Annotated in this window: 28 protein-coding genes; 19 read left to right on the forward strand and 9 right to left on the reverse strand. The window is 64.4% G+C overall.

Translation table 11 applies throughout. The features are described from left to right. Nucleotides 1-11: 11 nt before the first annotated feature. Nucleotides 12-557 (reverse strand): invasion associated locus B family protein, encoded by a 546-nt coding sequence (locus JQ580_RS12765; RefSeq protein WP_212280400.1) that lies wholly within the window; start codon nt 555-557, stop codon nt 12-14. 446 nt (nt 558-1,003) lie between these two features. On the opposite strand from JQ580_RS12765, the gene coxB reads away from it, so the two are divergent. From coxB to JQ580_RS12810, 9 genes are all read left to right on the forward strand, one after another. Continuing rightward, nucleotides 1,004-1,843, forward strand: a complete 840-nt coding sequence (gene coxB, locus JQ580_RS12770) for a cytochrome c oxidase subunit II (protein ID WP_212280401.1) — start codon at nt 1,004-1,006, stop codon at nt 1,841-1,843. 87 nt (nt 1,844-1,930) lie between these two features. Then, nucleotides 1,931-3,556 (forward strand): cytochrome c oxidase subunit I, encoded by a 1,626-nt coding sequence (ctaD, locus tag JQ580_RS12775; RefSeq protein WP_212280402.1) that lies wholly within the window; start codon nt 1,931-1,933, stop codon nt 3,554-3,556. A 61-nt stretch (nt 3,557-3,617) separates the two neighbouring features. Then, nucleotides 3,618-4,562, forward strand: coding sequence for a heme o synthase (locus tag JQ580_RS12780; protein WP_212280403.1), 945 nt, complete (start codon nt 3,618-3,620; stop codon nt 4,560-4,562). Next, complete coding sequence (locus JQ580_RS12785; RefSeq protein ID WP_035700697.1) at nt 4,559-4,735, forward strand: hypothetical protein; 177 nt, start codon at nt 4,559-4,561, stop codon at nt 4,733-4,735. The genes JQ580_RS12780 and JQ580_RS12785 overlap by 4 nt, the downstream gene beginning before the upstream one ends. A 5-nt stretch (nt 4,736-4,740) precedes the next feature. Further along, nucleotides 4,741-5,394 carry a cytochrome c oxidase assembly protein gene (locus tag JQ580_RS12790; RefSeq protein WP_106949410.1) on the forward strand — a complete coding sequence of 218 codons (654 nt, stop codon included), beginning with the start codon at nt 4,741-4,743 and terminating at the stop codon, nt 5,392-5,394. Nucleotides 5,395-5,473: 79 nt separating this feature from the next. Further along, on the forward strand, nt 5,474-6,370 hold the full coding sequence (locus JQ580_RS12795) for a cytochrome c oxidase subunit 3 (RefSeq protein ID WP_212280404.1): 897 nt from the start codon (nt 5,474-5,476) through the stop codon (nt 6,368-6,370). 98 nt (nt 6,371-6,468) lie between these two features. Beyond that, nucleotides 6,469-6,870 carry a DUF983 domain-containing protein gene (locus JQ580_RS12800; RefSeq protein WP_212280405.1) on the forward strand — a complete coding sequence of 134 codons (402 nt, stop codon included), beginning with the start codon at nt 6,469-6,471 and terminating at the stop codon, nt 6,868-6,870. Next, on the forward strand, nt 6,867-7,619 hold the full coding sequence (locus JQ580_RS12805) for an SURF1 family protein (protein ID WP_212280406.1): 753 nt from the start codon (nt 6,867-6,869) through the stop codon (nt 7,617-7,619). The genes JQ580_RS12800 and JQ580_RS12805 overlap by 4 nt, the downstream gene beginning before the upstream one ends. 117 nt (nt 7,620-7,736) lie before the next feature. Then, entirely contained in the window at nt 7,737-8,102 is a 366-nt protein-coding gene (locus tag JQ580_RS12810) for a nuclear transport factor 2 family protein (RefSeq protein ID WP_212280407.1), read from the forward strand. On the opposite strand, the gene JQ580_RS12815 is transcribed toward JQ580_RS12810, so the two are convergent. Continuing rightward, nucleotides 8,099-9,481 carry an ATP-binding protein gene (locus JQ580_RS12815; RefSeq protein WP_212280408.1) on the reverse strand — a complete coding sequence of 461 codons (1,383 nt, stop codon included), beginning with the start codon at nt 9,479-9,481 and terminating at the stop codon, nt 8,099-8,101. The two genes, JQ580_RS12810 and JQ580_RS12815, sit on opposite strands and share 4 nt — an antisense overlap. 86 nt (nt 9,482-9,567) lie before the next feature. Between JQ580_RS12815 and JQ580_RS12820 the strand changes: the two genes are divergently transcribed. The 5 genes from JQ580_RS12820 (at nt 9,568) to JQ580_RS12840 (ending at nt 14,850) form a co-directional block, all read left to right on the forward strand. Next, the gene (locus JQ580_RS12820; RefSeq protein WP_212280409.1) at nt 9,568-10,212 is read left to right on the forward strand and encodes a response regulator transcription factor; all 645 of its coding nucleotides are present in this window, start codon (nt 9,568-9,570) and stop codon (nt 10,210-10,212) included. A 535-nt stretch (nt 10,213-10,747) separates the two neighbouring features. Continuing rightward, on the forward strand, nt 10,748-12,166 hold the full coding sequence (thrC, locus tag JQ580_RS12825) for a threonine synthase (RefSeq protein ID WP_212280410.1): 1,419 nt from the start codon (nt 10,748-10,750) through the stop codon (nt 12,164-12,166). Then, on the forward strand, nt 12,163-13,452 hold the full coding sequence (locus JQ580_RS12830) for a M16 family metallopeptidase (protein WP_212280411.1): 1,290 nt from the start codon (nt 12,163-12,165) through the stop codon (nt 13,450-13,452). Before thrC ends, JQ580_RS12830 begins: the two co-directional genes overlap by 4 nt. A gap of 39 nt (nt 13,453-13,491) precedes the next feature. Continuing rightward, nucleotides 13,492-14,079 carry a GNAT family N-acetyltransferase gene (locus JQ580_RS12835; protein ID WP_212280412.1) on the forward strand — a complete coding sequence of 196 codons (588 nt, stop codon included), beginning with the start codon at nt 13,492-13,494 and terminating at the stop codon, nt 14,077-14,079. A gap of 120 nt (nt 14,080-14,199) precedes the next feature. Next, a complete protein-coding gene (locus JQ580_RS12840; RefSeq protein ID WP_212280413.1) occupies nt 14,200-14,850 on the forward strand; it encodes a hypothetical protein in 651 nt (216 codons plus the stop codon). Between the two features lie 200 nt (nt 14,851-15,050). On the opposite strand, the gene JQ580_RS12845 is transcribed toward JQ580_RS12840, so the two are convergent. The 5 genes from JQ580_RS12845 to JQ580_RS12865 form a co-directional block, all read right to left on the reverse strand. Then, nucleotides 15,051-15,536: a F0F1 ATP synthase subunit B family protein gene (locus tag JQ580_RS12845; protein WP_212280414.1), complete on the reverse strand. Its 486-nt coding sequence runs from the start codon at nt 15,534-15,536 to the stop codon at nt 15,051-15,053. 5 nt (nt 15,537-15,541) lie between these two features. Next, nucleotides 15,542-16,105 carry a F0F1 ATP synthase subunit B gene (locus JQ580_RS12850; protein WP_212280415.1) on the reverse strand — a complete coding sequence of 188 codons (564 nt, stop codon included), beginning with the start codon at nt 16,103-16,105 and terminating at the stop codon, nt 15,542-15,544. Between the two features lie 60 nt (nt 16,106-16,165). Beyond that, complete coding sequence (locus JQ580_RS12855; RefSeq protein WP_007599451.1) at nt 16,166-16,396, reverse strand: F0F1 ATP synthase subunit C; 231 nt, start codon at nt 16,394-16,396, stop codon at nt 16,166-16,168. Nucleotides 16,397-16,449: 53 nt separating this feature from the next. Next, nucleotides 16,450-17,199, reverse strand: coding sequence for a F0F1 ATP synthase subunit A (locus JQ580_RS12860; RefSeq protein WP_094973330.1), 750 nt, complete (start codon nt 17,197-17,199; stop codon nt 16,450-16,452). Between the two features lie 111 nt (nt 17,200-17,310). After that, a complete protein-coding gene (locus JQ580_RS12865; protein ID WP_212280416.1) occupies nt 17,311-17,685 on the reverse strand; it encodes an AtpZ/AtpI family protein in 375 nt (124 codons plus the stop codon). A 75-nt stretch (nt 17,686-17,760) separates the two neighbouring features. On the opposite strand from JQ580_RS12865, the gene JQ580_RS12870 reads away from it, so the two are divergent. Genes JQ580_RS12870 through JQ580_RS12880 form a run of 3 tightly spaced genes read left to right on the forward strand, consistent with a single transcriptional unit; the run spans nt 17,761 to nt 19,096 of the window. Then, entirely contained in the window at nt 17,761-18,048 is a 288-nt protein-coding gene (locus tag JQ580_RS12870; RefSeq protein ID WP_212280417.1) for a hypothetical protein, read from the forward strand. Then, on the forward strand, nt 18,045-18,566 hold the full coding sequence (locus JQ580_RS12875) for a hypothetical protein (RefSeq protein ID WP_212280418.1): 522 nt from the start codon (nt 18,045-18,047) through the stop codon (nt 18,564-18,566). The genes JQ580_RS12870 and JQ580_RS12875 overlap by 4 nt, the downstream gene beginning before the upstream one ends. A gap of 56 nt (nt 18,567-18,622) precedes the next feature. Continuing rightward, nucleotides 18,623-19,096, forward strand: a complete 474-nt coding sequence (locus tag JQ580_RS12880; protein ID WP_212280419.1) for a secondary thiamine-phosphate synthase enzyme YjbQ — start codon at nt 18,623-18,625, stop codon at nt 19,094-19,096. Nucleotides 19,097-19,219: 123 nt separating this feature from the next. Here the strand turns inward: JQ580_RS12880 and JQ580_RS12885 are convergent, their stop codons facing one another. After that, nucleotides 19,220-20,845: an MFS transporter gene (locus tag JQ580_RS12885; RefSeq protein ID WP_212280420.1), complete on the reverse strand. Its 1,626-nt coding sequence runs from the start codon at nt 20,843-20,845 to the stop codon at nt 19,220-19,222. A gap of 340 nt (nt 20,846-21,185) precedes the next feature. Between JQ580_RS12885 and JQ580_RS12890 the strand changes: the two genes are divergently transcribed. Further along, the gene (locus tag JQ580_RS12890) at nt 21,186-21,857 is read left to right on the forward strand and encodes a response regulator (protein WP_212280421.1); all 672 of its coding nucleotides are present in this window, start codon (nt 21,186-21,188) and stop codon (nt 21,855-21,857) included. A 5-nt stretch (nt 21,858-21,862) separates the two neighbouring features. On the opposite strand, the gene JQ580_RS12895 is transcribed toward JQ580_RS12890, so the two are convergent. Further along, nucleotides 21,863-24,703 carry an ATP-binding protein gene (locus JQ580_RS12895; RefSeq protein ID WP_212280422.1) on the reverse strand — a complete coding sequence of 947 codons (2,841 nt, stop codon included), beginning with the start codon at nt 24,701-24,703 and terminating at the stop codon, nt 21,863-21,865. Nucleotides 24,704-24,900: 197 nt separating this feature from the next. Here JQ580_RS12895 and JQ580_RS12900 point away from each other — a divergent pair, with 197 nt between their 5' ends. After that, a complete protein-coding gene (locus JQ580_RS12900; protein ID WP_212280423.1) occupies nt 24,901-25,320 on the forward strand; it encodes an organic hydroperoxide resistance protein in 420 nt (139 codons plus the stop codon). Nucleotides 25,321-25,338 lie beyond the last annotated feature (18 nt).

Here is a 25,338-nt window from a genome sequence, read left to right on the forward strand (position 1 = left end):
GAGCGGCGGCCTTACGGCAGCTTGTCATAACCCTCGCCGAGCCCGTTCAGGCTGAGCGGGAAGCCGATGCCCTCTTCCGGGGTCTCGAAAATGATGAAGGTCGCGGTCTTGGCGGTGCGGAGCTGGCCGAGCAGCTTGTCGTCCATGACGACCTCGGCGACGCAGCCATTGGGCAGGCAACGGACGAAGCCGGCGCGGCCGACGTCCTGATTGTCGAGCTTCAGGCCGAGGCCGGAAGGCAGGAGGACCCCCAAGGGCGCCACCACGCGCATCAGGCGGCTCTTCTGGTCGGCAGTCTTGAGCACGATGACGGTGAGGCCGGCGTTGGAGCGGTCTTCCGCTACCACGCTCTGGATCAGGGCGCATTGCTCGGACTGGGCGCCCGGCGGGGTGTCGCAGCGGATCTGCCAGTCACCATGGACGGAGCGCACTGCGCCCTGCGCATGGGCGAGGCCGGGAAATGCCAGAAGGACGGTCGCAGCCAGCAGGCTGAACAGCGCCGTGAGGCGGATGCCTTGCCTTCGAGCCAGCTTAGCCATCGATTTCGAAAACCCCATCGGGTCGGTCCCTCTGCTCGCCTGGGTCGCTAGCATGTGGCGGACTGATACGGGAATGACGGCGTCTTGAAGGCAATTCCCAAGCAAATTCCGCGCCGCCTCGTGCCGCCGCCGCCTGCACGAATCAGGTTCCTGCCTGGCCATCTGCCAGTGCCTACCGCGGGCAATTCCGCTGTCAAGCGGCAGCATCCCGGGAAACGGTATTTTTGTTTGATCTTACTAGGAAATATCTTGCGGGTGATCGCTGGCAGTGTCGCTCAAGACTGCATTGCGATAGATCAAAAATTATGGTTTGAGAGGCTTGATTTCGGCGTTCTCACGATCGGGCCCCAATTCCTCTTAGAGGTATTCTTGCGCGGCGGTTGTCAGGCGGGCGGATCGAATAAGCGTTTCCCGCAAGCAGGGGAGCGCACTTGGGGTGATTTCGTTAGGGGAGCGCGAACGGCATGAGGATGTCGATGGGCCCGGTGGGCCGGCACTTGCTGGGATTGGCCGTAGCGGGTCTGACGCTGGCGACGGGCGGTGCGGCGTTTGCCGAGCTCGGGCAGCCGAAACCTTGGGAGTGGACGCTGCAGGAGTCCGGCTCCCCGGTGATGGACAACATCGTCTGGTTCCACAACTTCCTGTTCGTGCTGATCACGCTGATCACGCTGTTCGTTCTGGCGCTGCTCGTGCTCGTGGTCGTCAAGTTCAACGCGCGGGCCAATCCGGTGCCGTCGCGAACGACCCACAACACGCTGATCGAGGTGGCCTGGACGCTGGTTCCGGTGCTGATCCTGGTCGGCATCTCGGTGCCGTCATTCAGGCTGCTGTTCCTCGAACTCGACGTGCCGAAGGCGGATATCACCATCAAGGCGACCGGCAAGCAGTGGTACTGGTCCTATGCCTATCCCGACAACGGCAAGTTCGAGTTCGACTCGCTGATGGCGCAGGACAAGCAGCCCCGACTGCTCGGCGTCGACAACGAGATGGTGGTGCCGGTCAACAAGGTGATTCGTGTCCAGGTCACCGGCGCCGACGTCATCCACGCCTTCGCGCTGCCGGCTTTCGGCGTCAAGATCGACGCCATTCCGGGGCGGCTGAACGAGACCTGGTTCAAGGCCACCAAGACCGGCATGTTCTACGGCCAGTGCTCGGAGCTCTGCGGCAAGGACCACGCCTTCATGCCGATCGCGATTCGCGTCGTGGAGGACACGGAATTCGCCTCCTGGGTCGAGACGGCGAAGAAGAAGTTTGCGAGCGGCGGCACCAGCACCTACGCCTCCGCAGCCGGCCCGACGCAGTAAGCGTCGGGTGACGGCTTTCAGGGACTGAAAGCGACATAAGGGCGGGACCTCAACAGGTCCGATTGGGACGCAAGGCAGGATTTGAAAATGGCAACGAGCGCAGCGGCACACGGCGATCACGCCCAGGACCACGGACATGACGAGCATGCCCATCCGACCGGATGGCGGCGCTACGTCTATTCGACCAACCACAAGGACATCGGCACGATGTACCTGATCTTCGCGGTCATCGCCGGCGTCATCGGCGCCGCGATGTCGATCGCGATCCGTGCCGAACTGATGTATCCGGGCGTGCAGATCTTCCACGAGACGCACACCTATAACGTGTTCGTGACCTCGCACGGCCTGATCATGATCTTCTTCATGGTCATGCCCGCGATGATCGGCGGCTTCGGCAATTGGTTCGTGCCGCTGATGATCGGCGCGCCCGACATGGCGTTCCCGCGCATGAACAACATCTCGTTCTGGCTGCTGCCGGCCTCCTTCGCGCTGCTGCTGATGTCGACCTTCGTCGAGGGCGAGCCGGGCGCCAACGGCGTCGGCGCCGGCTGGACGATGTATGTGCCGCTGTCGAGTTCGGGCCATCCGGGCCCGGCCGTCGACTTCGCGATCCTGTCGCTCCATCTGGCGGGCGCCTCGTCGATCCTCGGCGCCATCAACTTCATCACGACGATCTTCAACATGCGCGCGCCGGGCATGACCCTGCACAAGATGCCGCTGTTCGTGTGGTCGATCCTGGTGACGGTGTTCCTGCTGCTGTTGTCGCTGCCGGTGCTTGCCGGTGCGATCACCATGCTGCTCACCGACCGCAACTTCCACACGACGTTCTTCAACCCCGAAGGCGGCGGCGACCCCGTGCTGTTCCAGCATCTGTTCTGGTTCTTCGGCCACCCCGAAGTGTACATCCTGATCCTGCCGGCTTTCGGCATGGTCAGCCAGATCATCTCGACCTTCTCGCGCAAGCCCGTGTTCGGCTATCTTGGCATGGCCTACGCCATGGTCGCGATCGGCGGCATAGGCTTCGTGGTGTGGGCACACCACATGTACACGGTCGGCATGTCCTCGGCGACGCAGGCCTATTTCGTCGCCGCGACCATGGTCATCGCGGTTCCGACCGGCGTGAAGATCTTCTCCTGGATCGCCACGATGTGGGGCGGCTCGATCGAATTCCGGGCACCGATGATCTGGGCGGTCGGCTTCATCTTCCTGTTCACGGTCGGCGGCGTCACCGGCGTCGTGCTGGCGAATGCCGGCGTCGACCGCGTGCTGCAGGAGACCTACTACGTCGTCGCGCACTTCCACTACGTGCTGTCGCTGGGTGCGGTGTTCGGAATCTTCGCCGGCTGGTACTACTGGTTCCCGAAGATGTCGGGCTACATGTACAACGAAACGCTCGCGAAGGCGCACTTCTGGGTCACCTTCGTCGGCGTCAATCTGGTGTTCTTCCCGCAGCACTTCCTCGGCCTGTCCGGCATGCCCCGCCGCTACGTCGACTATCCCGACGCGTTCGCGGGCTGGAACCTGATCTCGTCGCTCGGGTCCTACATCTCCGGCTTCGGCGTGCTGATCTTCCTCTACTGCGTGCTCGATGCCTTCATGAAGAAGGTCCCGGCCGGCGACAATCCGTGGGGTGCGGGTGCGACCACGCTGGAGTGGACGTTGCCCTCGCCGCCGCCCTTCCATCAGTTCGAAGTGCTGCCCCGCGTGCAGTGATCGTTCTCCCGCGGCGCCCGTGACGGGCGCCGCGGCCTTATAGAGAAGCGAGTTGAATTAAGTGTCCGTCCTCGACCACAACGCCATCGACATCAATCCCCGCATCTCCGAAGCGGAGGTCGGCGATTACATCGCGCTCTTGAAGCCGCGGGTGATGTCGCTGGTGATCTTCACCGCGCTGGTCGGGATGGCGATGGCGCCCGGGCGTTTCCACTGGGTGCTGGCGATCACTTCGCTGCTCTGCATCGCCGTCGGCGCCGGCGCCTCCGGCGCGCTCAACATGGCGCTGGAAGGCGATATCGACGCCAAGATGTCGCGCACCGCCAACCGGCCGATTCCGCGCGGCCGCATTACCCGCCCTGAAGCCATGGCGTTCGGCCTGACGCTGTCCTTCTTCTCGGTGATGACGCTCGGCATCCTCGTCAACTGGATGGCGGGCGCGCTGCTCGCCTTCACCATTTTCTTCTACGTCGTGATCTACACGATGGGCCTGAAGCGCTGGACCGCGCAGAACATCGTGATCGGCGGCGCCGCCGGTGCGCTGCCGCCGGTGGTGGCGTGGGCCGCGGTCACGGGCACGGTCGACGTCGAGCCGCTGCTGCTGTTCGCCATCATCTTCTTCTGGACCCCGCCGCACTTCTGGGCACTCGCGCTGTTCCGCTCCGACGATTACGCGCGCGCCGGCATCCCGATGCTGCCCAATGTCGCCGGTCCCGACGCGACCCGTCTCCAGATCCTGCTCTACACCATCGTGCTGATCGCGGTCGCCGCCGCGCCCTGGGCGCTCGGCTATTTCGACGCCGTCTACGGCATCGTCTCGCTGATCCTCGGCGCCGGCATGCTGATGCTCTCGATCAACGTCTACATGCGCCGCGAGCGAGCTGCGTCGCTGCGCGCCACCCGCAAGCTGTTCGCCTTCTCCATCCTCTATCTGTTCGCGCTGTTTGCGACCCTCTTGCTCGAGGTCGTATTCCGCGCGCTGGCTCCTATGGTCTGGGGCGTATGATCACCGCAATGGCCGACAAACCCGAGCCAGATGGCATCGTCCTCACCGAGGCGCAGAAGAAGAGCCGTCGTCAGCGCTCGATCGCGATCGCTCTCGCGCTCGGCGTGCTGGTGGTGCTGTTCTTTGCCGTCACCATGGTCAAGGGGCCGGCAGTCCTCGTCCGGCCGATGTAGGAAACATGGATCACGAGCCCACCATATCGCAGGATGTCGGCGCCAAGCCGGCCAGGCGTGAGCCGACCAAGCGCCACGGGCTCGGCCGCGACGTGGTGGTTGCATCCATCTGTGGTGGCGTGGTCGCGCTGATGGTCGGCGCCTCCTACGCGGCGGTGCCTTTCTACAACTGGTTCTGCCGCGCCACCGGCTTCAACGGCACGACCCAGGTCGCGACCTCCGCGCCGGCGACCGGGCCGATCGCGCGGAAGATCTCGGTGCGCTTCGATTCCAACGTCGCGCCGGGCCTGCCCTGGAAGTTCGAGCCGGAGCAGAGCGAGATCGAGGTCAATATCGGCCAGGTCGTGACCGTCTTCTACACCGTAACCAACCAGGCCGCGCGCACCACGTCCGCGCAGGCTGCCTACAATGTCGCGCCGCTGACGGTCGGCTCCTATTTCCAGAAGATCAACTGTTTCTGCTTCACCGAGCAGACCATGGCGCCCGGCGAGAAGCGCGAGATGCCGGTGGTGTTCTACGTCGACCCGTCGCTGGCCGACGATCACGAGAACGACGGGCTGAACACCATCACGCTGTCCTACACCTTCTATCCGGTGAAGGATCCCGTGGTGAAGCCGCTGGCATCGGGCGAAGGCGACAAGCGCAAGGGAAATCTCTGACCGCCGGGCTCGCGCCCGGAAGGTCGGAAACGAGGGGATAAGTGCCTGACAGGCACGGGATTGAGGAGAGAGACCGCAAATGGCAACGGCGCACACCAAGCATCACGACTATCACCTGGTCGATCCGTCGCCGTGGCCGGCCGTCGGTTCGCTCTCGGCCTTCATCATGGCGGTCGGCGCGATCGCCTGGATGCACCACATGTTCTCGGCCGCGCCGATCGTGTTCGGCGTCGGCACCGTGGGCGTGCTCTACACCATGGCGAGTTGGTGGGGCGACGTGATCAAGGAGGCCCAGTACAAGGGCGACCACACCCGCGTCGTGCAGCTGCATCACCGCTACGGCATGATCCTGTTCATCGCCTCCGAGGTGATGTTCTTCGTCGCCTGGTTCTGGGCCTATTTCAACGCGGCGCTGTTCCCGGCGGACGCGGTCCACGCCACCCGTGATGCGGTGTTCGGTTGCGGCCTCGGTACTGCGGCCGGTGCCTGCGCAGTCCCCGGCACCTGGCCGCCGCACGGCATCGAGACATTCGATCCCTGGCATCTGCCGCTCCTGAATACGCTGATCCTGCTGACGTCGGGCACCACGGTGACCTGGGCCCACCATGCGCTGCTGGAGAACGACCGCCAGGGCCTCAAGTACGGCCTGATCCTCACCGTCGTCCTGGGCGCGCTCTTCACCTGCGTGCAGGCCTATGAGTACAGCCATGCGGCGTTCTCGTTCGGCGGCAACGTCTACGGCGCGACCTTCTTCATGGCGACCGGCTTCCACGGTTTCCACGTGCTGGTCGGCACCATCTTCCTGCTGGTCTGCCTGTTCCGCGCCTATGCCGGCCATTTCACGCCGACCCAGCATCTCGGTTTCGAGTTTGCCGCCTGGTACTGGCACTTCGTCGACGTGGTCTGGCTGTTCCTGTTCCTCTGCATCTACGTCTGGGGACACGGCGCCGAGACCATGGCGCACGGCGCGCACTAAGCCGCGAGGCAGATCATCAAGAAGGGCGGCCCGCAAGGCCGCCCTTTCGCTTTCAGGCCGCCGGAAGACGCGGCGGAACTGTGATAGAGTCCGCGATCATGAATGACACCACCGGCCCGTCCGTAGCGGAAACCACTGTCCTGCAAAGCGCGCTGCGCGGGCTTGCCTGCAGATGTCCGCGCTGCGGCCAGGGCAAGCTTTATGCGGGCTTCCTGACGCTCGCCCCCGCCTGTGACCGCTGCGGTCTGGACTACGCCTTCATCGATACCGGCGACGGCCCGGCGATCTTCATCATCATGCTGGCCGGCGGGATCGTGGTGGCGGCCGCACTCATCGTCGAGGTCAAATACCAGCCGCCTTACTGGCTGCATGCGGCGCTTTGGCTGCCGCTGATCCTGGTCACCACGCTGTTACCGCTGCGTGCGATGAAGTCGCTGCTGATCGCGCTGCAATTCCACCACAAGGCGGCGCCGGGCCGGTTGGTCGACCGCGCGAAATGAACCAGCCTGCGCGCAAGCCCCGCGTGGCCGGCTTCGCGCTGTTCACGCTGTTCCTCACGGCCGTCTTCGTCGCGCTGGGCCTCTGGCAATTGCAGCGCCGGACCGCGAAGCACGCGCTGGTCGCAGCCCTCACCGAGCGTCTTGCAGAGGCGCCGATTGCGCTGCCGCCGCCTTCGCAATGGGCCGCACTCAATCCCGCGCGCGACGAATTCCGCCGCGTCAGCTTCACCGCGACCTACGCGGCCCTGCCGGATGCGATGGTCTATTCCTCGGGCTCGGCGGTGCGCAAGGACGCCTCCGGCCCCGGCACCTGGGCGTTCCTGCCGGCGAAGCTCGAGAGCGGCGAGACGGTCGTGATCGATGCGGGCTTCGTCGAGAACACGATGCAGGACCGCAGCGTCGAGGATCGCGCGGTGAAGAAGCTCGTCACTGGGCAGCCGGTCGCGCTTACCGGCTATTTGCGTTTTCCCGAGCCGCCCGGCTGGCTGACGCCGGCGGAGAACCGGGACAAACGGCTCTGGTTCGTGCGCGATCATCGGGCGATCGCAAGCGCGCTCGGCTGGGGCGCGGTCGCACCGTTCTATGTCGATCTCGAGCAGCCGGTGCCCGAGAACGGCATCCCGCGCCCGGGGCCGCTCGACGTACATCTGAAGGACGATCACCTGCAATACGCCGTCACCTGGTTCATGCTGGCAGGCGCGGTGCTGATCGCCTTCGCCGTGTGGGCAAGAGGCCGGCGGCAGATCTGAGCTTGTCCATGAATATCCCGAGGGAACCCGGTATCGCCCGGGGTTTACCATTCAGCACACATTCACGAGTGTGGCCCTAAGCCGCGATCGATTTTCCGCGGCAGACAGGATTGCGGCGTGAGCGATTTCGACCAGATGGGAATTGTCGTCGATTGGGTGGACGCCTGCAGGAAGGGCGACCTCACGACGTTGCTCGACCTCTACGCGGACGACGCCGAGCTTGAATGCATCTGCAGCGAATCGCGGCGCCACCGCGGCAGGAGCGAGATCGAAGGCTATTGGAGACCGCGACTGAGCGCTTTCTCTTCGGTGGGCTTCAGGCTCGAGGAGATACATCCCGCCTCGGAGGGCGTCGATCTCGAATATTCGGTGGCCGGCGCGCTTCGCATCCGCGCCTCGTTTCGATTTTGCCCGCAAGGCAGGATCCGCAGCATGCTGTGCGAACCGGCGCGACAGAATGCGCAACTTGGCTGCGCCTGCTAGCGCTCGGTTTGCGCGGGGCGGTTCTCCGACAAGATCATGGTTGGCAAGTCCGACGCCTCGCGCGCCGGTTGGACCGGCAGGCGGCAGCGCACATAGGTTCGCCCATCCACGCGCAGCAATGACAGCGATCCGCTGAGCGCGCGCACGCGCTCATGCATGCCAGTCAGGCCGCGGCCAAAAACGTTGCCTTCGGGGAAGCCGCCGCCGTCGTCGGAGATATCGACGACGAGTGCTTTACCGGTGATGGTCGCCTGGACGTCGGCGTTGCCGGCCTTGGCATGACGCAACACGTTGGTCAGCGCCTCCTGGATCACGCGATAGACGGTCCGCGCGTGCGGCCCGTCGACCTCACTGAGTTTGGAATCGATCGTGTCCGTCAGGACGATATGTGGGGCCTGCTTGCGAAAATTCTGGAGCAGCGTCCGCACGCTGGTCGAAAGGCCGAGCTCCTCGATGTAGAGCGGCCGCAGCCGGTCGAGGATACGGCGATTGGTTTGCTGGAGCGCTTCGACCGATTGCAGTACGTCCTCGGCCGAATTGCCGAGATTCCCCGCCTGCGGAGCGGCGTCGATCAGCGCAATCGTGCCGGCGCGGATGCTGAACAGCAGCGGTCCGAGCTCGTCGTGCAATTCGCGGGCGAGATCGCGCCGCTCGTCGTCCTGCAGCGACACCAGGCGGTGCATCAGATCGCGATTGTCCTGGCTGAGTTGCGCCAGCGTTGCTGCCAGTGCATTTGCTTCCTCACAGCTTTGCCGGATTTCGGGCGGTCCTCCCACCGGGATCGGAGTTGCGTAATCGCCGCGCCGGATGCGGGTGAGCCCATTGCCGAGATGTTGCAACGGCCGCAAGGCCGACCCCGCGAAGAGATAGGCAATGGTACCGGTCAGCAGCATCAGCGCGGCGACCAGGCTGGCCAGCGCGAGGAAGCCGATCCACTTCTCGAACAGGTCGGCGGAGAGGTCTGGCAGGAATACGAGATCGCCCACATGCTTGCCGTCAATCACGACAGGCGAGGCATTGTCCATGTTTGGTATGGTTAGAAGGTTGACGAACCAGCTTGGAACTAATTTAAGGTTGCGAATGTCATCCCTTGGGGAGGGCAATGGACCCTCTTCGACACGACGGAATTGAATATCGGAAGACGTGTCCAACAGTTGGACAAACGCATCCAGCGTCTTCTGCGGATTGTCCGAGGCGCTCAGCGTGTTGTTGAGCGCGGCGGAAATGATCCTGGTCGAGCGTCGCGCTGGCTCCTTCTCGTCGGCCAGCTGAATTGTTGCAAAGAGCTGCAACAATATGCCGCCCAGGATCAGAGCGACGAGGAAGCCCGCGCCGAGGGGAAGAAACAGTTGGGTTCTGAACGAGAGTCGTTGCCACATTAGGTCAATTCTAACGCGCGTTGGCGGGATTTGCTCTTTCCATTTGTTCCCGCCGGTCTATGAGTCGAAGAACAAGAGAGTGCGCGATGCAAGATACTGCCAAACCGGGGACCCGGGTCCTGATTGTCGACGACCATCCCGTGGTGCTGTCCGGTTGCCGCACCCTGTTCGCTTCGGACCATTCGATCCGTATCGATGAGGCGACCGACGCCAAATCCGGCCATCGCGCTTATGTCAGCAAGCGGCCTGACGTCACCGTGATCGACATCAGCCTGCCCGATGTCTCCGGCTTCGAGTTGATGCGACGCATCCGCAAGCACGATCCCGACGCCAAGATCATCATGTTCAGCATGAACGACGATCCGGCCTTCGTGGTGCGGGCGGTCGAACTCGGGGCGCAGGGCTATGTCTCCAAGGGCGACGATCCCCGGATCCTGCTGAAAGCGGTGCGCAAGGTGGTGGCGGGCGACAATTTCATTTCTCCTCAGCTCGCGGAAGCCGTGACGTTCTCCGGCGCGGCCATCAAGGCCAATCCGGCCTCGCAGATGACGCCGCGGGAGCTCGAAATTCTCCGCCTGCTCGGACGCGGCGACAAGATCGTCGAAGTCGCCGAGGCACTCGGCATCTCCTACAAGACCGTCGCCAACACCACGTCCCTGCTCAAGCAGAAGCTGGGGGCAAAGAACCATTCCGACCTGATCCGGATCGCGGTCGAAATCGGGATGAACTGAATTTGCTCGCCGCGCTGAGGCCGACCTCCGCGCGCGGATTGATGCCGGCGCGCAGCCGGGCAATGCATGGACGTCGCTGACATCTGTCCGCCGGTCCAACGAAGAGCACCTAGACAGGTTCCCGCTAGACGTCGACGATTCGGGAAAAGACGGTAGATTTTTCAAATTTGTTGCTCCGTTTGACACTTGATCGAACGCGGTTGATCGGGAAAACTTGGAACATTTTGGCGCGCACATCGTTTTCGCCCTTGACGGTTTCGTGAACGGCGACGCAAGGTTGCCGGGAAGAGTTTTTGACGGGTCGGCGACCCGAGCGAGGCAAACTGGTCTGCACACTTAACGACAGACCTTCCAAGAGGAGGGCTGCGGCATCGCCGCAGCCCTTTTTCGTTGGGCCGGCCAGAGGCGGGAAGCGGTTTCCTGATGCCGCAAAACACTTTATGGTGGCCCAAAGCCTCTGGCTGTTGACAAGTAATTTCGTAAAATCAAAGGCTTAGCGAGCGGGCTCAGGCTCGGTCGGCCTTTGGAGGGCAGTTTGACTCGTTATATCTCGACCCGGGGCGAAGCCCCCGAACTCGGCTTCTGCGAGGTGATGCTGACCGGGCTGGCCCGCGACGGCGGCCTGTACGTGCCGACCATCTGGCCGCAGCTCTCAACCGAAGCCATCGCCGGCTTTTTCGGCCGCCCCTATTGGGAGGTCGCGGTCGACGTGATCCGTCCCTTCGTCGGCGGCGAGATTTCGGATGCCGAACTCGGCCGCATGGCCAACGAAGCCTATGCAACCTTCCGCCATCCTGCGGTGGTGCCGCTGCGCCAGATGTCGCCGCACCAGTTCGTGCTGGAGCTGTTCCACGGACCGACGCTCGCCTTCAAGGACGTGGCGATGCAGTTGATCTCGCGATTGATGGACCATGTGCTTGCCAAGCGTGGCCAGCGGACCACCATCGTGGTTGCGACTTCAGGTGACACCGGCGGTGCCGCGGTCGATGCGTTTGCAGGACTGGAGAATGTCGACCTCATCGTGCTGTTTCCGCACGGCCGTATCTCCCAGGTGCAGCAGCGGATGATGACGACGACGGGCGCGGCGAATGTGCATGCGCTCGCCATCGAAGGCCATTTCGACGACTGCCAGGCTCTCGTGAAGGCGATGTTCAACAACCATCGCTTCCGCGATGCGACCTCGCTCTCCGGCGTCAATTCGATCAACTGGGCGCGCATCGTCGCTCAAGTGGTCTATTATTTCACCTCTGCCGTCGCCGTCGGTGCGCCGGCGCGCGCGGTGGATTTCGTCGTGCCGACCGGCAATTTCGGCGACATCTTCGCCGGCTACGTCGCCAAGCGGATGGGGCTGCCGGTGCGGACCCTGCGCATCGCCGCCAACGTCAACGACATCCTGGCGCGCACGCTGAAGACGGGGATCTACGAGGTGCGCGAGGTGCACGCGACGGCATCGCCGTCGATGGACATCCAGATCTCGTCGAATTTCGAGCGGCTGATGTTCGAAGCGGGCGGGCGCGATGCCGCCGATGTACGCCGTCTGATGGAGTCGCTGAAGCAGTCCGGGCGGTTCGTGCTGCCCGACGCGACGCTGGCCGCGATCCGCGAGGAGTTCGACGCGGGACGCGCCGACGAGACCGAGACCGCGGCTGCAATCCGCGCGGCCTGGCGCGAAGCAGGTGAGTTGGTCGATCCCCATACGGCGGTGGCGCTCGCCGTGGCCGACCGCGACACCACCGACACGCGGGTGCCGAGCATCGTGCTCTCCACCGCTCATCCGGCCAAATTTCCCAATGCCGTCGAAGCGGCCTGCGGCCAGCGGCCGCAATTGCCGGTTTGGCTCGACGGTCTCATGACCAAATCCGAACACATGAAGGTGGTGAAGAACGATCAGGCCGAGGTCGAGCGGTTCGTGCTGTCGGTCAGCCGCGCCGCAAAACAAGGAGTTGCCGGATGAGCGTCGAGATTTCCAAGCTTGCGTCCGGCCTGACCGTCGTCACCGACAAGATGCCCCATCTCGAAACCGCGGCGCTCGGCGTCTGGGCCGGCGTCGGCGGACGCGACGAAAAGCCGAACGAGCACGGCATCTCGCATCTGCTCGAGCACATGGCGTTCAAGGGCACGACCAAGCGCTCCTCGCGCGAGATCGTCGAGGAGATCGAGGCGGTTGGCGGCGACCTCAATGCCGGCACCTCGACCGAGACCACGTCCTATTACGCACGGGTGCTGAAGGCCGACGTGCCGCTGGCGCTCGACGTGCTCGCCGACATCCTCGCCAATCCCGCCTTCGAGCCCGACGAACTCGAGCGCGAGAAGAACGTCATCGTGCAGGAGATCGGCGCGGCTCAGGACACGCCCGACGACGTCGTGTTCGAGCATCTCAACGAGCTCTGCTATCCCGACCAGCCGATGGGCCGCTCGCTGCTCGGCACCGCCAAGACGCTGCGCGCCTTCAATCGCGATTCGCTGCGCGACTATCTCTCGACGCATTATCGCGGGCCCGACATGGTGGTAGCCGCGGCCGGCGCGGTCGATCACAAGCAGGTGGTCGCCGAGGTCGAGAAGCGCTTTGCAAGTTTTGAGGGGACGCCGGGTCCCAAGCCGCAGGCGGCCATGTTCGGCAAGGGTGGTACCAAAGTGGTGCATCGCGAGCTGGAGCAGGCGCATCTGACGCTGGCGCTGGAAGGTGTGCCGCAGAGTGATCTGTCGCTGTTCTCGCTCCAGGTCTTCACCAACATCCTCGGCGGCGGAATGTCGTCGCGCCTGTTCCAGGAGGTCCGCGAGAAGCGCGGCCTCTGTTACTCCATCTATTCATTCCACGCGCCCTATACCGACACGGGCTTCTTCGGCCTTTACACCGGCACAGACCCGGCCGATGCGCCGGAGATGATGGAGGTCGTGGTCGATATCATGAATGATTCGGTGGAGACGCTGACCGAGGCCGAGATCGCGCGGGCCAAGGCGCAGATGAAGGCCGGCCTCTTGATGGCGCTGGAGAGCTGCTCGTCCCGTGCCGAGCAGCTGGCGCGCCACGTGCTGGCCTATGGCCGGCCGCAGACGGTCGAGGAGCTGGTGGGCCGCATCGATGCCGTCAGCGTCGAATCGACCCGGGATGCCGCGCGTGCGCTGCTGTCGCGGAGCCGCCCTGCGGTTGTCGCATTAGGCAGTGGCAGGGGTCTGGACACGGCGGTGTCTTTTGCGGAAGGATTGACGCGGGCACGTGCCAAGGCGCGGCTGCATTAGGAGCCGCGCGCGGGCCGAGCTGCCCCGGGAAGCATCACCATGGCCCTCTTTCGCCTGCCGTCCAGTGGACCCGCCGCCCTCGCGCCGCGCGGCAACGGGCTGTTGCTGCGCGCGCCGCAGATGTCGGACTTCCTGCAATGGGCGCATTTGCGCGAAGCCAGCCGCGATTACCTGACGCCCTGGGAGCCGATCTGGCCCTCGGACGACCTGACCCGCTCCGGCTTCCGCCGCCGCCTGCGCCGCTATTCCGAGGACATTGCCGCGGACCGTTCCTACCCCTTTCTGGTTTTTCGAGAGCTTGACGGCGCCATGGTCGGCGGCATCACGCTGGCCAACGTCCGGCGCGGCATCGTGCAGGCCGGCACCATCGGCTATTGGGTTGGGCAACCCCATGCCCATCGCGGCTACATGACGGCTGCGCTGCGGGTGCTGCTGCCGACGCTGTTCGGCGAGCTCAATCTGCACCGGGTGGAGGCCGCCTGCATCCCCACCAATGCGCCGTCGATCCGGGTGCTGGAGAAGTGCGGCTTCTCCCGCGAGGGGCTGGCGCGCCGCTATCTCTGCATCAACGGGGTCTGGCAGGACCATTTGCTGTTTGGCCTGCTGCATGAGGACTTCCGCGGCTGAGCCGCTCGATTCATGTGGCCAATCCCCCTTTTTGCTGCCTTGGGTTCGCCGATTTTGGCGATATAACCCGCATGTTCCCGCGGGTAATCGGCCGGAATTTGTCATGGAGTACGGGTTTTGATGGTGAAGCAGCTTCGGTCATCGGAGAATGTGCTGCGGCGGATGCCGGCGATCATGCTGGCCTTGTCGATGTCGTTCGCGGCGACTTCGCCAGTCGCCGCCCAGTCCTTGACCGACCGCTTCAAGAACCTGTTCGGCGGCAAGTCGGATGAACAGGCTGCGCCGAAGCCTGCCCCCGCGCCCGGTCAGCCGGCGGAAGACGAGGTCGATTGCCCGCAGGTGACGGTGCGCGCTGGTGCGTCGACCTACGCGGTTGGGGTTACCGGCAAGCCGGCCGTGGGCAACGAGATCCGCTTCCAGGCCACCATCACCAAGATGGCGCGCGAATGTGCCCGCAGCAGCGCCGGCATCACGGCGCGGATCGGAATCCAGGGTCGTGTCATCGCGGGCCCCGCCGGCGCGCCCTCCACCGTCGAGGTCCCCTTGCGTGTCGCGGTGGTGCAGGGCGGTGTCGGCGAGAAAGTGATCGCCTCGAAGGCTTACCGGACCACAGTCGAGATGACGGATGGCGGCAGCGTGCCCTTCTCCTTCATCGTCGAGGATGTGAGCTATCCGGCGCCGTCGGCCGCCGTCGCGGATTCCTATGTCTTCTATGTCGGCTTCGACCCGCAGGCGCTGTCCCCGGAGCCGAAGGGGCGGAAGAAGAAGTAGCGTACGGGCCCCTTTGCCCCGGACGCAGCGCAGCGCTTCTTCAGCGGTGCGCTGCAGAGCAGGGCCAATGCCGCGACCCACTGGGTCTCGGCTCTGCGTCGCGTCATTTCATGCTGCGTCGCGCCCGGGACAAGAGAGTCTTCCAACAAAAAAGCCGGCGCTCATCGCGCCGGCTTTTTGATTGGTGAGGATCAAACACCTCAGTTCAGCTTTTGCCGGACCTCGGTGATGCCCTTGGCGAGCAGATCGTCGGCGACCGAGCCCTTGACCGACTGCGACAGGATGGTCGAGGCGGCCTGGACGGCGGCTTCCGCGGCTGCGGCGCGGACATCGGCGAGCGCCTGGGCCTCGGCGAGCGCGATCTTGCTCTCCGCGGTCTTGGTCCTGCGGGCGACGAAGTCTTCCATTTTCGCCTTGGCCTCGGTCGCGATGCGCTCGGCCTCGCTTCTGGCGTTGGCGATGATGTCCGCAGCCTCGCGTTCGGCCGAGGCGGTGCGCGCCTTGTAGTCGGCGAGCACCTTGGCGGCTTCCTGCTTGAGGCGGGTCGCGTCGTCGAGCTCGGCCTTGATGCGGTCGGCGCGATGATCCAGCGCGGTCATCGCTTTCTTGAAGACCCCGAGATAGCCGAACAGGACCATCAGGATCACGAAGGCGATGGCGACCCAGGTTTCAGGATCGAAGAACATCTCGACTAACCTTTCAGGGACGCGTCGACCGCGGCATTGACCGACGCAGCGTCGGGAACGACGCCGGTAAGCTGCTGCACGATCTGGCCGGCCGCATCGGCCGCGATGCCGCGGACGTTGCTCATGGCGGTGGCGCGGGTCGAGGCGATGGTCTTCTCCGCCCCGGCAAGCTTGGCCGCCAATTGCTCTTCCAGCGCCTTGCGCTCGGCTTCCGCCGCCGCATTCGCCTTGTCGCGGGATTCGTTGCCGATCGCCTGTGCCCGGGCCCGCGCCGAAGCGAGCTCGTTTTCATAGGCCTTGAGCGCGGCGTCGGACTGGTCCTTCAACTTCTGCGCTTCGGCGAGGTCGCCCTCGATCTTGTTCTGGCGCGCCTCGATCGCACCGCCGACCTTCGGCAGAGCAAGCTTGGACACGATCACATAAAGCGCGACGAAGAAGATCGCGAGCCACACCAGCTGTGAAGCGTAGGTGCTGCTCTCGAACGGCGGAAAACCACCACCGTGACCGCCTTCGGCCCCGGTGTGGGCGCCCGCCGCCGGACTTTTCGCCCCGCCATGACTTTCAGCCATGGATTACTCCTGTTGCCGTCATGCGCGCCGCTTCGGTTGAAGCGGCGCGAAACTTCGTCCTCAGAGCGGAACGAACAGCAGCAGCAGCGCGATCAGCAGCGAGAAAATGCCGAGCGCTTCGGTCACGGCGAAGCCGAAGATCAGATTGCCGAACTGGCCCTGAGCGGCCGACGGGTTGCGAACGGCTGCGGCGAGGTAGTTGCCGAAGATCACGCCGACGCCGACGCCTGCGCCGCCCATGCCGATGCATGCGATGCCCGCGCCGATAAGTTTTGCTGCTGCCGGATCCATTTTAGACTCCTTGGAAGAAAGATTGGGTTTTGGGTGGAAATTCCCCGGACCGCTCAGTGTCCCGGATGAATGGCGTCGTTGAGGTAGATGCAGGTCAGGATCGCAAACACATAGGCTTGCAGGAACGCGACCAGAATCTCGAGCGCGTACAGCGCGACCGTGAGCGCCAGCGGCAGCACGCCGCCGACCCAGCCCAGCGCGCCGAGCGAGAAGCCGAGCATGGCGACGAAGCCCGCGAACACCTTCAGCGCGATGTGGCCGGCCAGCATGTTGGCGAACAGACGGACGCTGTGGGAGACCGGCCGCAGGAAGAACGACAGGACCTCGATGAACATCACCAGCGGCAGGATGTAGCCGGGAACGCCGTGGGGCACGAAGATCGAGAAGAATTTCAGGCCGTTCTTGGCGACGCCGTAGATCAGGACCGTGAAGAAGACCAGAAGCGCGAGCGCTGCCGTCACGATCAGATGGCTCGACACCGTGAAGGTGTAGGGAATGATACCGACCAGGTTCGAAACGCATATGAACATGAACAGCGAGAAGATCAGCGGGAAGAACTTCATGCCTTCCGCGCCGGCGGTCGAGCGGATGGTCGAAGCCACGAACTCGTAGGAGATCTCGGCGACCGACTGAAGGCGCCCGGGGACCAGCTGGGTTCCGCTGGCGAGCATCAGGAGCGAGATAATCGCGATCGTCACCAGCATGTAGAGCGACGAATTCGTGAAGGCGATCGTGTGATTGCCGATATGGCCCAGGGTGAAGAGAGGCTCGATGTTGAACTGGTGGATCGGATCGATTTTCATCAGCGCGGCATCTCTTGGTCTGCCGGGCGATGCCGGCGGGTCTCGGTCTGCCGGCCGGGCCGGCCCGCACCGACGATGCCGGTGCGATTATTCCTCTCCTGGGCGGATCGCTTAAGAACCACCGCGCCTGTTCTGACCCGCGCCCGCCGTTCTCACCACATTCACCACGCCGGCGACAAAGCCCAGCAACAGGAACACGATAAACCCGAAAGGCGACGTCGACAGCAAGCGGTCGAACCCCCAGCCAATCCCCGCTCCGACGACGACCCCGGCGACCAACTCGGAGGATAACCGGAATCCAAGCGCCATCGCCGAAGCTCTGGCCCCCCTGTCTTCACCGTCACCTGCGGGTTGCTCGGTCTTGGTCCGGCGGTCCCGAAGCTCGGACAACCGCTGATCAAGATTTCCGAGCCGTTCGGAAAGCGCAGCTTCCTCGGACGATCTATCGCGATCTCCATTCTCGCCGTGTCCCGTGCCCTGTGTCATGCAACGAAGACCCGAAACGCCGCGGCTGAATGGAAATTGCGCCCGCCACCCTCAAAAGCCGCGCGGACCATACTGATGGCCTATAATCAAGTCAAGCCGGGTCACGATTGCGTCGCTTTCGGCTATGTGGCTGATTTGGTTGACGATATTGGCGCGCGCGGCAGCGCCGCACACAGCGTGACGCCGCACCGCAGCAGCTCGCCGCAGGTTCGGCGAATGGTGCTGCTCTTTCGCCACGCTGCCGGGATCGAAGATGCCACCGCGATCGTTGATACGGTTGCGTGTTTTGGGCGGCGGATCGGCTCGCCGGGGTGTAGAATCTGCCGGAGTGCCACCTTCACGTCGTGGCGGAGAGTGCGATGAGACCAGTGACGTCATCCACAACATCATGGCTTGCGGTGGCGGCGTTCGCTGCTGCGATGGCAATCGGCGGCGACCTCGAGGCCGCCCAGCCCGGCCCCGACAGCGAAAACGGCCGCTACAGCATGACGCCCATCCCGGAGGGCGTGCTGCGGCTCGACACGCGGACCGGGACGGTCTCGACCTGCACCAAGAACGGTACCGGCTGGGCCTGCTACGCGGTGCCCGACGAACGGACCGCGCTCGACGCCGAGATCGGCAGGCTCCAGGCCGAGGTCGAAAGGCTGAAGGGACAGCTCGCGGCGGGGCCGACGGTGTCGGGAAAGATCGACGACGCGCTGCCGAAATCCGATCCGCTGAAGAAGGCGGAGCCTAGGGGTGCCGAGGCCGAGCGCAAGATCGAGATCCCGCTGCCGAGCGACCAGGACGTCGACCGCGTGATGTCGTTTCTTGAAAAGGCCTGGCGCCGGCTGATCGACATGGCCAACCGGGTGCAGAAGGACGTGTCGGGGAGGATTTGACGATGCCTCCAACGACATGAATGACGACGGCAACTTGCCAAGCTGAGAGAGCCTTCATGACATCAGGCAAATCCGTCACCCGCTCGGCGCCATCAGCCGTGCAAGCCACCACCATTGCATCGTCGCTGCTGGCCGTGCAGACGCCGGGCCGCGGCTTCACCGATCTGACCAGTGAAGCTGCAAAATTCATCGCCGAGGTTCACGCGCGGGACGGCGCGCTGACGCTGTTCATCCGCCATACCTCGGCCTCGCTGACGATCCAGGAGAACGCCGATCCATCCGTGCTCGTCGACCTCTCCACGGCATTGTCCCACCTCGCGCCGGAGAATGCGGGCTGGACTCACGACACCGAAGGACCGGACGATATGCCGGCGCATGTCAAGACGATGCTGACCGGGACTTCGCTTCAGGTCCCGGTCCTGAACGGCAGGCTTGCGCTCGGCACCTGGCAGGCGATCTATCTGATCGAGCATCGCAGACGGCCGCACCGGCGCGAGGTGGTGCTGCAATTCGTCGGCGGCAATCAGTAAGGCGCTTTCGAGCGCAGTCGCCGCCGGTCCGCAGCAAGAAAAAGCGTCAAACCAAGAAGCCCATGAAAAAACCGGCCGCGGAGACCGCGGCCGGTTGGTATTGGTTGCGACCGGTACTCTCGATCAGTTCGACTTGATGTCGACGTCCTTGGTCTCCGGCAGGAAGAACAAGCCGATGACGACGGTGATCGATGCGAAGATGACCGGATACCAGAGACCCGCGTAGATATCGCCGGTCGAGGCCACGATGGCGAAGGCGGTCGCCGGCAGCAGGCCGCCGAACCAGCCGTTGCCGATGTGGTAGGGCAGCGACATCGAGGTGTAGCGGATGCGGGTCGGGAACAGTTCGACCAGCATCGCGGCGATCGGGCCGTAGACCATGGTGACGAACAGCACCAGGACGAACAGCAGTCCGATGGTCGCGGCCACCTGCGGACGGAAGACGTCGAACGGGTGGGCCATCTTCACAATGCCGGCGTCGCCGGTCTTCGGATAGCCGGCCGCCTGCACGGCGGCGAGGACCGCCGGGTTGCCGTCCTTGGCGTTGGCGTAGGCGATGTCCTTGCCGTTGACCATTACCTTCACGCCCGAACCCGCCGCGCCGGGAGAGGTCGAGTACTTGACCGACGACTGGGCGAGGTAGGCACGTGCGGTGTCGCAAGGCGCGGTGAAGACGCGGGTGCCGACCGGGTTGAACAGGTCGCCGCAACCCGCGGGATCCGCCACCACCTCGACCTTGACCGATTCGATCGCCTTTTCCAGCGCCGGGTTGGCGTTGGTGGTGATCATCTTGAAGATCGGGAAGAAGGTCAGCGCCGCGATCAGGCAGCCGCCGAGGATGATCGGCTTGCGGCCGATCTTGTCGGACAGCATGCCGAACACGATGAAGAAGCCGGTGCCGAGCAGCAGCGACCAGGCGATCAGGAGGTTGGCGGTGTAGCCGTCGACCTTCAAGATCGATTGCAGGAAGAACAGCGCGTAGAACTGGCCAGTGTACCAGACCACGCCCTGGCCCATCACGCCGCCAAGCAGTGCGAGAAGCACCAGCTTGCCGTTCTGCCAGTTGCCGAAGGCTTCCGTCAGCGGCGCCTTCGAGCTCTTACCCTCGTCCTTCATCTTCTGGAAGATCGGGGATTCGTTGAGGCGGAGCCGGATCCAGACCGAGATGCCGAGCAGCAGCACCGAGACCAGGAACGGAATACGCCAGCCCCAGGCCGCGAAGTCGGCTTCGCCGGTCGCGGTACGGGTGAACAGGATCACCAGCAGCGACAGGAACAGGCCCAGCGTCGCGGTGGTCTGGATGAAGGAGGTGTAATAGCCGCGCTTGCCGTTTGGAGCATGCTCCGCGACATAGGTCGCCGCACCGCCATATTCGCCGCCGAGCGCCAGACCCTGCGCGAGGCGCAGCGCGATCAGGATGATCGGCGCCGCAATGCCGATGGTCGCCGCGTTGGGCAGCAGGCCGACGATGAAGGTCGACAGGCCCATGATCAGGATGGTGACGAGGAAGGTGTATTTGCGGCCGACGATGTCGCCGATGCGGCCGAACACGATCGCGCCGAACGGACGAACCAGGAAGCCGGCGGCAAAGGCCAGCAGCGCGAAGATGTCGCGGGTTGCCGGCGGATAGGCCGAGAAGAACTGCGCGCCGATGATGCCGGCCAGCGAACCGTAAAGATAGAAGTCGTACCACTCGAAGACGGTACCGAGCGAAGAGGCGAGAATGACGAATCGTTCGTCCTTCGTCATCCCTCCCGCACGTGTTTCAGACACTGCAATTGTCGACATGTTTGAATCGCTCCCCGAAAGTTTCCTCGCGTCCCGGGTGTCCGGGCATGCCGGATCAACCTGGGTCTTGATGTGCAAAGTAACATCGGCGTGAAACCCGCCCCAATACGACTTTCGGCCTTGCGCACTGACGCGCACCCGACGCAGCGGTATCGGGCGCTGGCAGGTAGCCGCGGGGCTTGCGGATTAACCCCTTTGCGGCAAAGGAATAATGTGCCCTTGCATGCCACGGCTGCTCGGGGAAGAATTGGCAGGCTGCGGCGTTGACTCGCCGCCCGGCGTGAACGACAGCAAGAGAACGATGAACGCTCCCTCGACCCATCTCGTCATTGCCGATGACCACCCGCTGTTCCGCGACGCACTGCGGCAGGCAGTGGCGGGCGTCCTGACCACGGCCAGGATCGACGAAGCCGGCTCGTTCGAGGATCTGACCAAGCTGCTGGAACAGACCTCCGAGGTCGACCTCATTCTGCTCGACCTCTCGATGCCCGGCATCTCGGGCTTCTCCGGCTTGATCTATCTGCGCGCGCAATATCCGGCGATTCCGGTGGTGATCGTCTCGGCCTCCGACGACGGCGCCACGATCCGCCGTTCGCTCGATTTCGGCGCCTCCGGCTTCATTCCGAAGCGTTTCGGCGTCGAGACCTTGCGCGACGCCATCCTCAAGGTGATGGAGGGCGACGTCTGGGTTCCCGCCGATACGGATCTGTCGGCAGCGGCCGATCCGGACATGACGCGCCTGCGCGACCGCCTGGTGACGCTGACGCCTCAGCAGGTCCGGGTCCTGATGATGCTGTCGGAAGGCCTCCTCAACAAGCAGATCGCCTACGAGCTCGGTGTCTCCGAGGCCACCATCAAGGCGCATGTCTCGGCGATCCTGCAGAAGCTCGGCGTCGAGAGCCGGACCCAGGCCGTGATTGCCGCGGCGAAGATCGCCGGCGGCCAGTGGAAGCAGGGCACACCGACGGGGTGAGCCTGCTACAGCGTCGTCAGAAGCGCATCGGCGGCCCTGATATCTTCCGTCTCGGAACCTGCAGCAAAACCGTCGCGCGCCGATTGGAGCAGTAGCCTTGCCTCCTGGGGGCGACGCCGGCCGACGAGAAGCTGCGCCAGATCGATGGCCACCCGCAATTCCCACGCTTTCGCCCCTCTCGTGCGGCTGAGGTCCAGCGCCTGCATCAGGCAGGCCTCGGCTTCCTCGATCCGCGGCATCGGCTGGTGCGACAGGACCTTGCCCTTCATGCGCAGCAGCTCGGGCATGTAGAGGTGATCGCCGCTTCGCTCGACGAGGCGGATGGCATCGTCGATCAGCCCTGCGCTCTGCTCGATCTGGCCGAGGGCCAACAATCCCTGGACCAGTGCGATGTTGAACGTCGTGGTGAGCAGCTCGTAGCCTGCATCATGGAGCTCGCGCAGGCAGGCCCTGATCGTCTCGACGCCATCGGCGGCATTTCCGCGTCGGACCGCAATCTCGCCTTTGACGCCGCGACCGACCGCAAGATAGGGGCCCATCGAACGCGAATTGGCATGCGCGATGAAGCGGTCGATGTTCGTTTCGGCGCCGTCGAGGTCGCCGTTCCAGAGATCGATCGAGACCGCCCAGATCAGCGCGATGCAGAGTGTGATCGGATGATCCATCTGCGCGGCTTCGTCGATGGTCTGACGCGCCAGCCGCTGGGCATCCGCGGGCCGGCCCTGTAGCCAGAGTTCGCGCGCGAGCGAGATGCCGGCGCGATTGCGATGATCGAAGCCGTGGACCGTGCTGATCCGTTCCGTGCCCGGCCCCCGCCAGGCCGTCTCCAGCATGGCCGTCGCTTCGCGATGCCCGCCGGCAAGATGCAGCGACACGCCCAGCAGCGAATGAGCGAGGGCGATCGAGGCGGCATCGCCGAGCGTCTGGGCGACCGCGAGACTCTGCTGGGCGTAACCGAGCGCGGCGTCGAACTGTCCCATCCGCTCGTGAAAGATATGCATGCGGCCAAGCAGCTGGAGCTGGTTCGGCCTATCGCCGCGCGCCTCGGCGATCGCAAGCGCCCTGCGCAACGCAGCACGCGCCGCCTCGCTGCCGCCGCGCGTGAACATCAAGGTCAGCCCGAGCGCGGCCTGGATGTGCATCTCCTCGGCGCTGCCGTGCGCGGACGGATCGATCGCTAGCAAGGCCCGTTCCGACCAGCGCCGGCATTCGATCAGCAGCGACATCGCAAGGAAGATCGGGGCCGCGGCCGCGGCAAGCGCGATGCCGACGCCGATGTCGCCGCTCGCGCCGAAGCACCATTCGAGCGCAGCGCGCACATTGTGAAGCGCGGAGAAGTGGACTGCACGCTCGTCGGCGCTCGGCAGCGTCGCCCATGTCGTGCCGGCCTGCTCCAGCCACTGCCGGTAATAGGTCGCGTGGCGGGCAGCGAGTGCGGCGTCGAAAGGGTCGATCTCGATCAGATAGGCGCGCGTCGTATCGAGCAGGCGATAGCGCATCATGGCGCCGATCGGGCGCGGCGCAACCATCGACTTGGCGACGAGACCGTCGATGGCGTCGAACAGGCGCGAGCGGTCGACGCGGTCGTCCGGCACCACCTCGAGCGCGGCGTCGATGGTGAAGTGACCGGCGAAAACCGCGAGCCGGCGCAGCACAAGCCGCTCGGTGTCGGACAGCAGGCTATAGCTCCAGTCCAGCGTCGCGTGCAGCGTCTTCTGCCGCGGCGGCGCGGTGCGCTGGCCCTGCCAGACCAGGTTGAGGCGTTCATCGAGCAGCGCCGCCGTCTGCTCCAGGCCGTAGGCTTCGACCCGGCCGGCGGCGAGCTCGATGGCCAGCGCCATGCCGTCGAGCTTGCGGCAGATGTTCGCGATGATCGCAGCATTTGCATCGTCGAGTACGATCTGAGCGCCGCCGGCCGTTGCACGTTCGAGAAATAATTGCAGCGCCGGATAGGTCTGTGCCGACGCGGCTGTCATCCCGGTATCGTCGGGCGGAACGGCAAGTGGCGCCAGCCGATACACCTGTTCGCCCTCGACGCGCAGAGCCTCGCGGCTCGTGGCGAGGATGTGGACATGCGGTGCGCCGTCAAAGATCTCCGCCGCCAGCGGTGCCGCTGCGCCGATGACGTGCTCGCAATTGTCCAGGATCAGCAGCATCCGCTTGTCCCGGAGATGCGCAAGCAATGCGGGGAGGGGATCGTCGGTCTGCGCCGGCAGGCCCAGCATCAGCAGGATCGAGGTGATCACGAGATCGGGGTCGCTGAGCGCGGCAAGATCAACGAAATGCGCGGCGTCGCAGAATGTTTCGAGCAGGTCGTGAGCTATCGCCACTGCGACGGCGGTCTTGCCGACGCCGCCGGGGCCTGCGATCGTGACGAAGCGGGAGCCGAGGAGCTTGTCCGAGATGGCGGCGATTGCCTCCTCGCGCCCGACCATCCGGAGCAGACGGTTGGGAAGTTTTACCGGTGGCAGATCCAGCTTTGGCGTCGCGCGCGGCTCTGCGGGAATCTCCGCTTGCGCAATCGGTGCGACGAAGCAATAGCCTCGGCCCGAGAGCGTGGTGATGTAGCGGGCGCCGTCCTTGCCGTCGCCGAGCGCCTTGCGCAGCGCGGCGACGTGGAAGCGCAAATTGGCTTCATCAACGGTAATGCCGGGCCACACGAGCGCCATCAGATCCCATTTGCTCACGACGGCGTTCGGCCGCGACATCAGCGCGATGAGCGTGTCGAAGGCCTTTGCGCCGAGCGGCAGCGCAACGCCGTCTCGCGTAATGAGCCGCTCATGTGGCGTCACGGTGAACGGTCCGAAAGATAAAGTTCCCGTCGCGATGCTGGCCGGCTCGGTCATGGTGAAATCTGATCCCTAGAAGCCGACCGGATAGCCAGACGGTGAGGATCGGGCAAGTCCGCCCCTGCATCGGCATCAGACGGCGCATGCAGGCCTTGTGAGGCGCGCGCGTGGCGACCTCACAATTTCTCACAAGTCCAAACGGGTAGGTTCGGACGATCGCTGCTAGTCATTGCTGCGACGGCCAGGAGACATTCATGACACAAGCGGCGAAAACACTCTACACGGCCAGAACCCACACCAGCGGCGGCCGCCACGACGGCATATCGCGCAGCTCCGATGGCCGTCTCGACGTCAAGCTGTCGCCGCCGGGTGGCGCAGGCATCGGTACCAATCCCGAGCAATTGTTCGCGGCCGGCTGGTCGGCCTGCTTCGAAGGCGCGATGGAGATCGCCGCGCGCAAGCGGAAAATCGTGCTTCCGAGAAAAAGCGCGATCGATGCGGAAATCGATCTTCTCCTCGATGGGGGCACCTTCGCTCTCCGGGCGCGCCTCAATGTCAGCCTGCCGGGGCTCGATCCCGAGGTCGCGCGCGGCATCATCGATGATGCCCATCAGACCTGTCCTTACTCCATCGCCGTGCGCGGCAATATCGACGTCACGGTCGCACTGATCTGACGTCACCAACGACCAACG

The sequence above is a fragment of the Bradyrhizobium sp. SZCCT0148 genome (assembly GCF_018129985.1).
GTDB lineage: Bacteria > Pseudomonadota > Alphaproteobacteria > Rhizobiales > Xanthobacteraceae > Bradyrhizobium > Bradyrhizobium japonicum_H.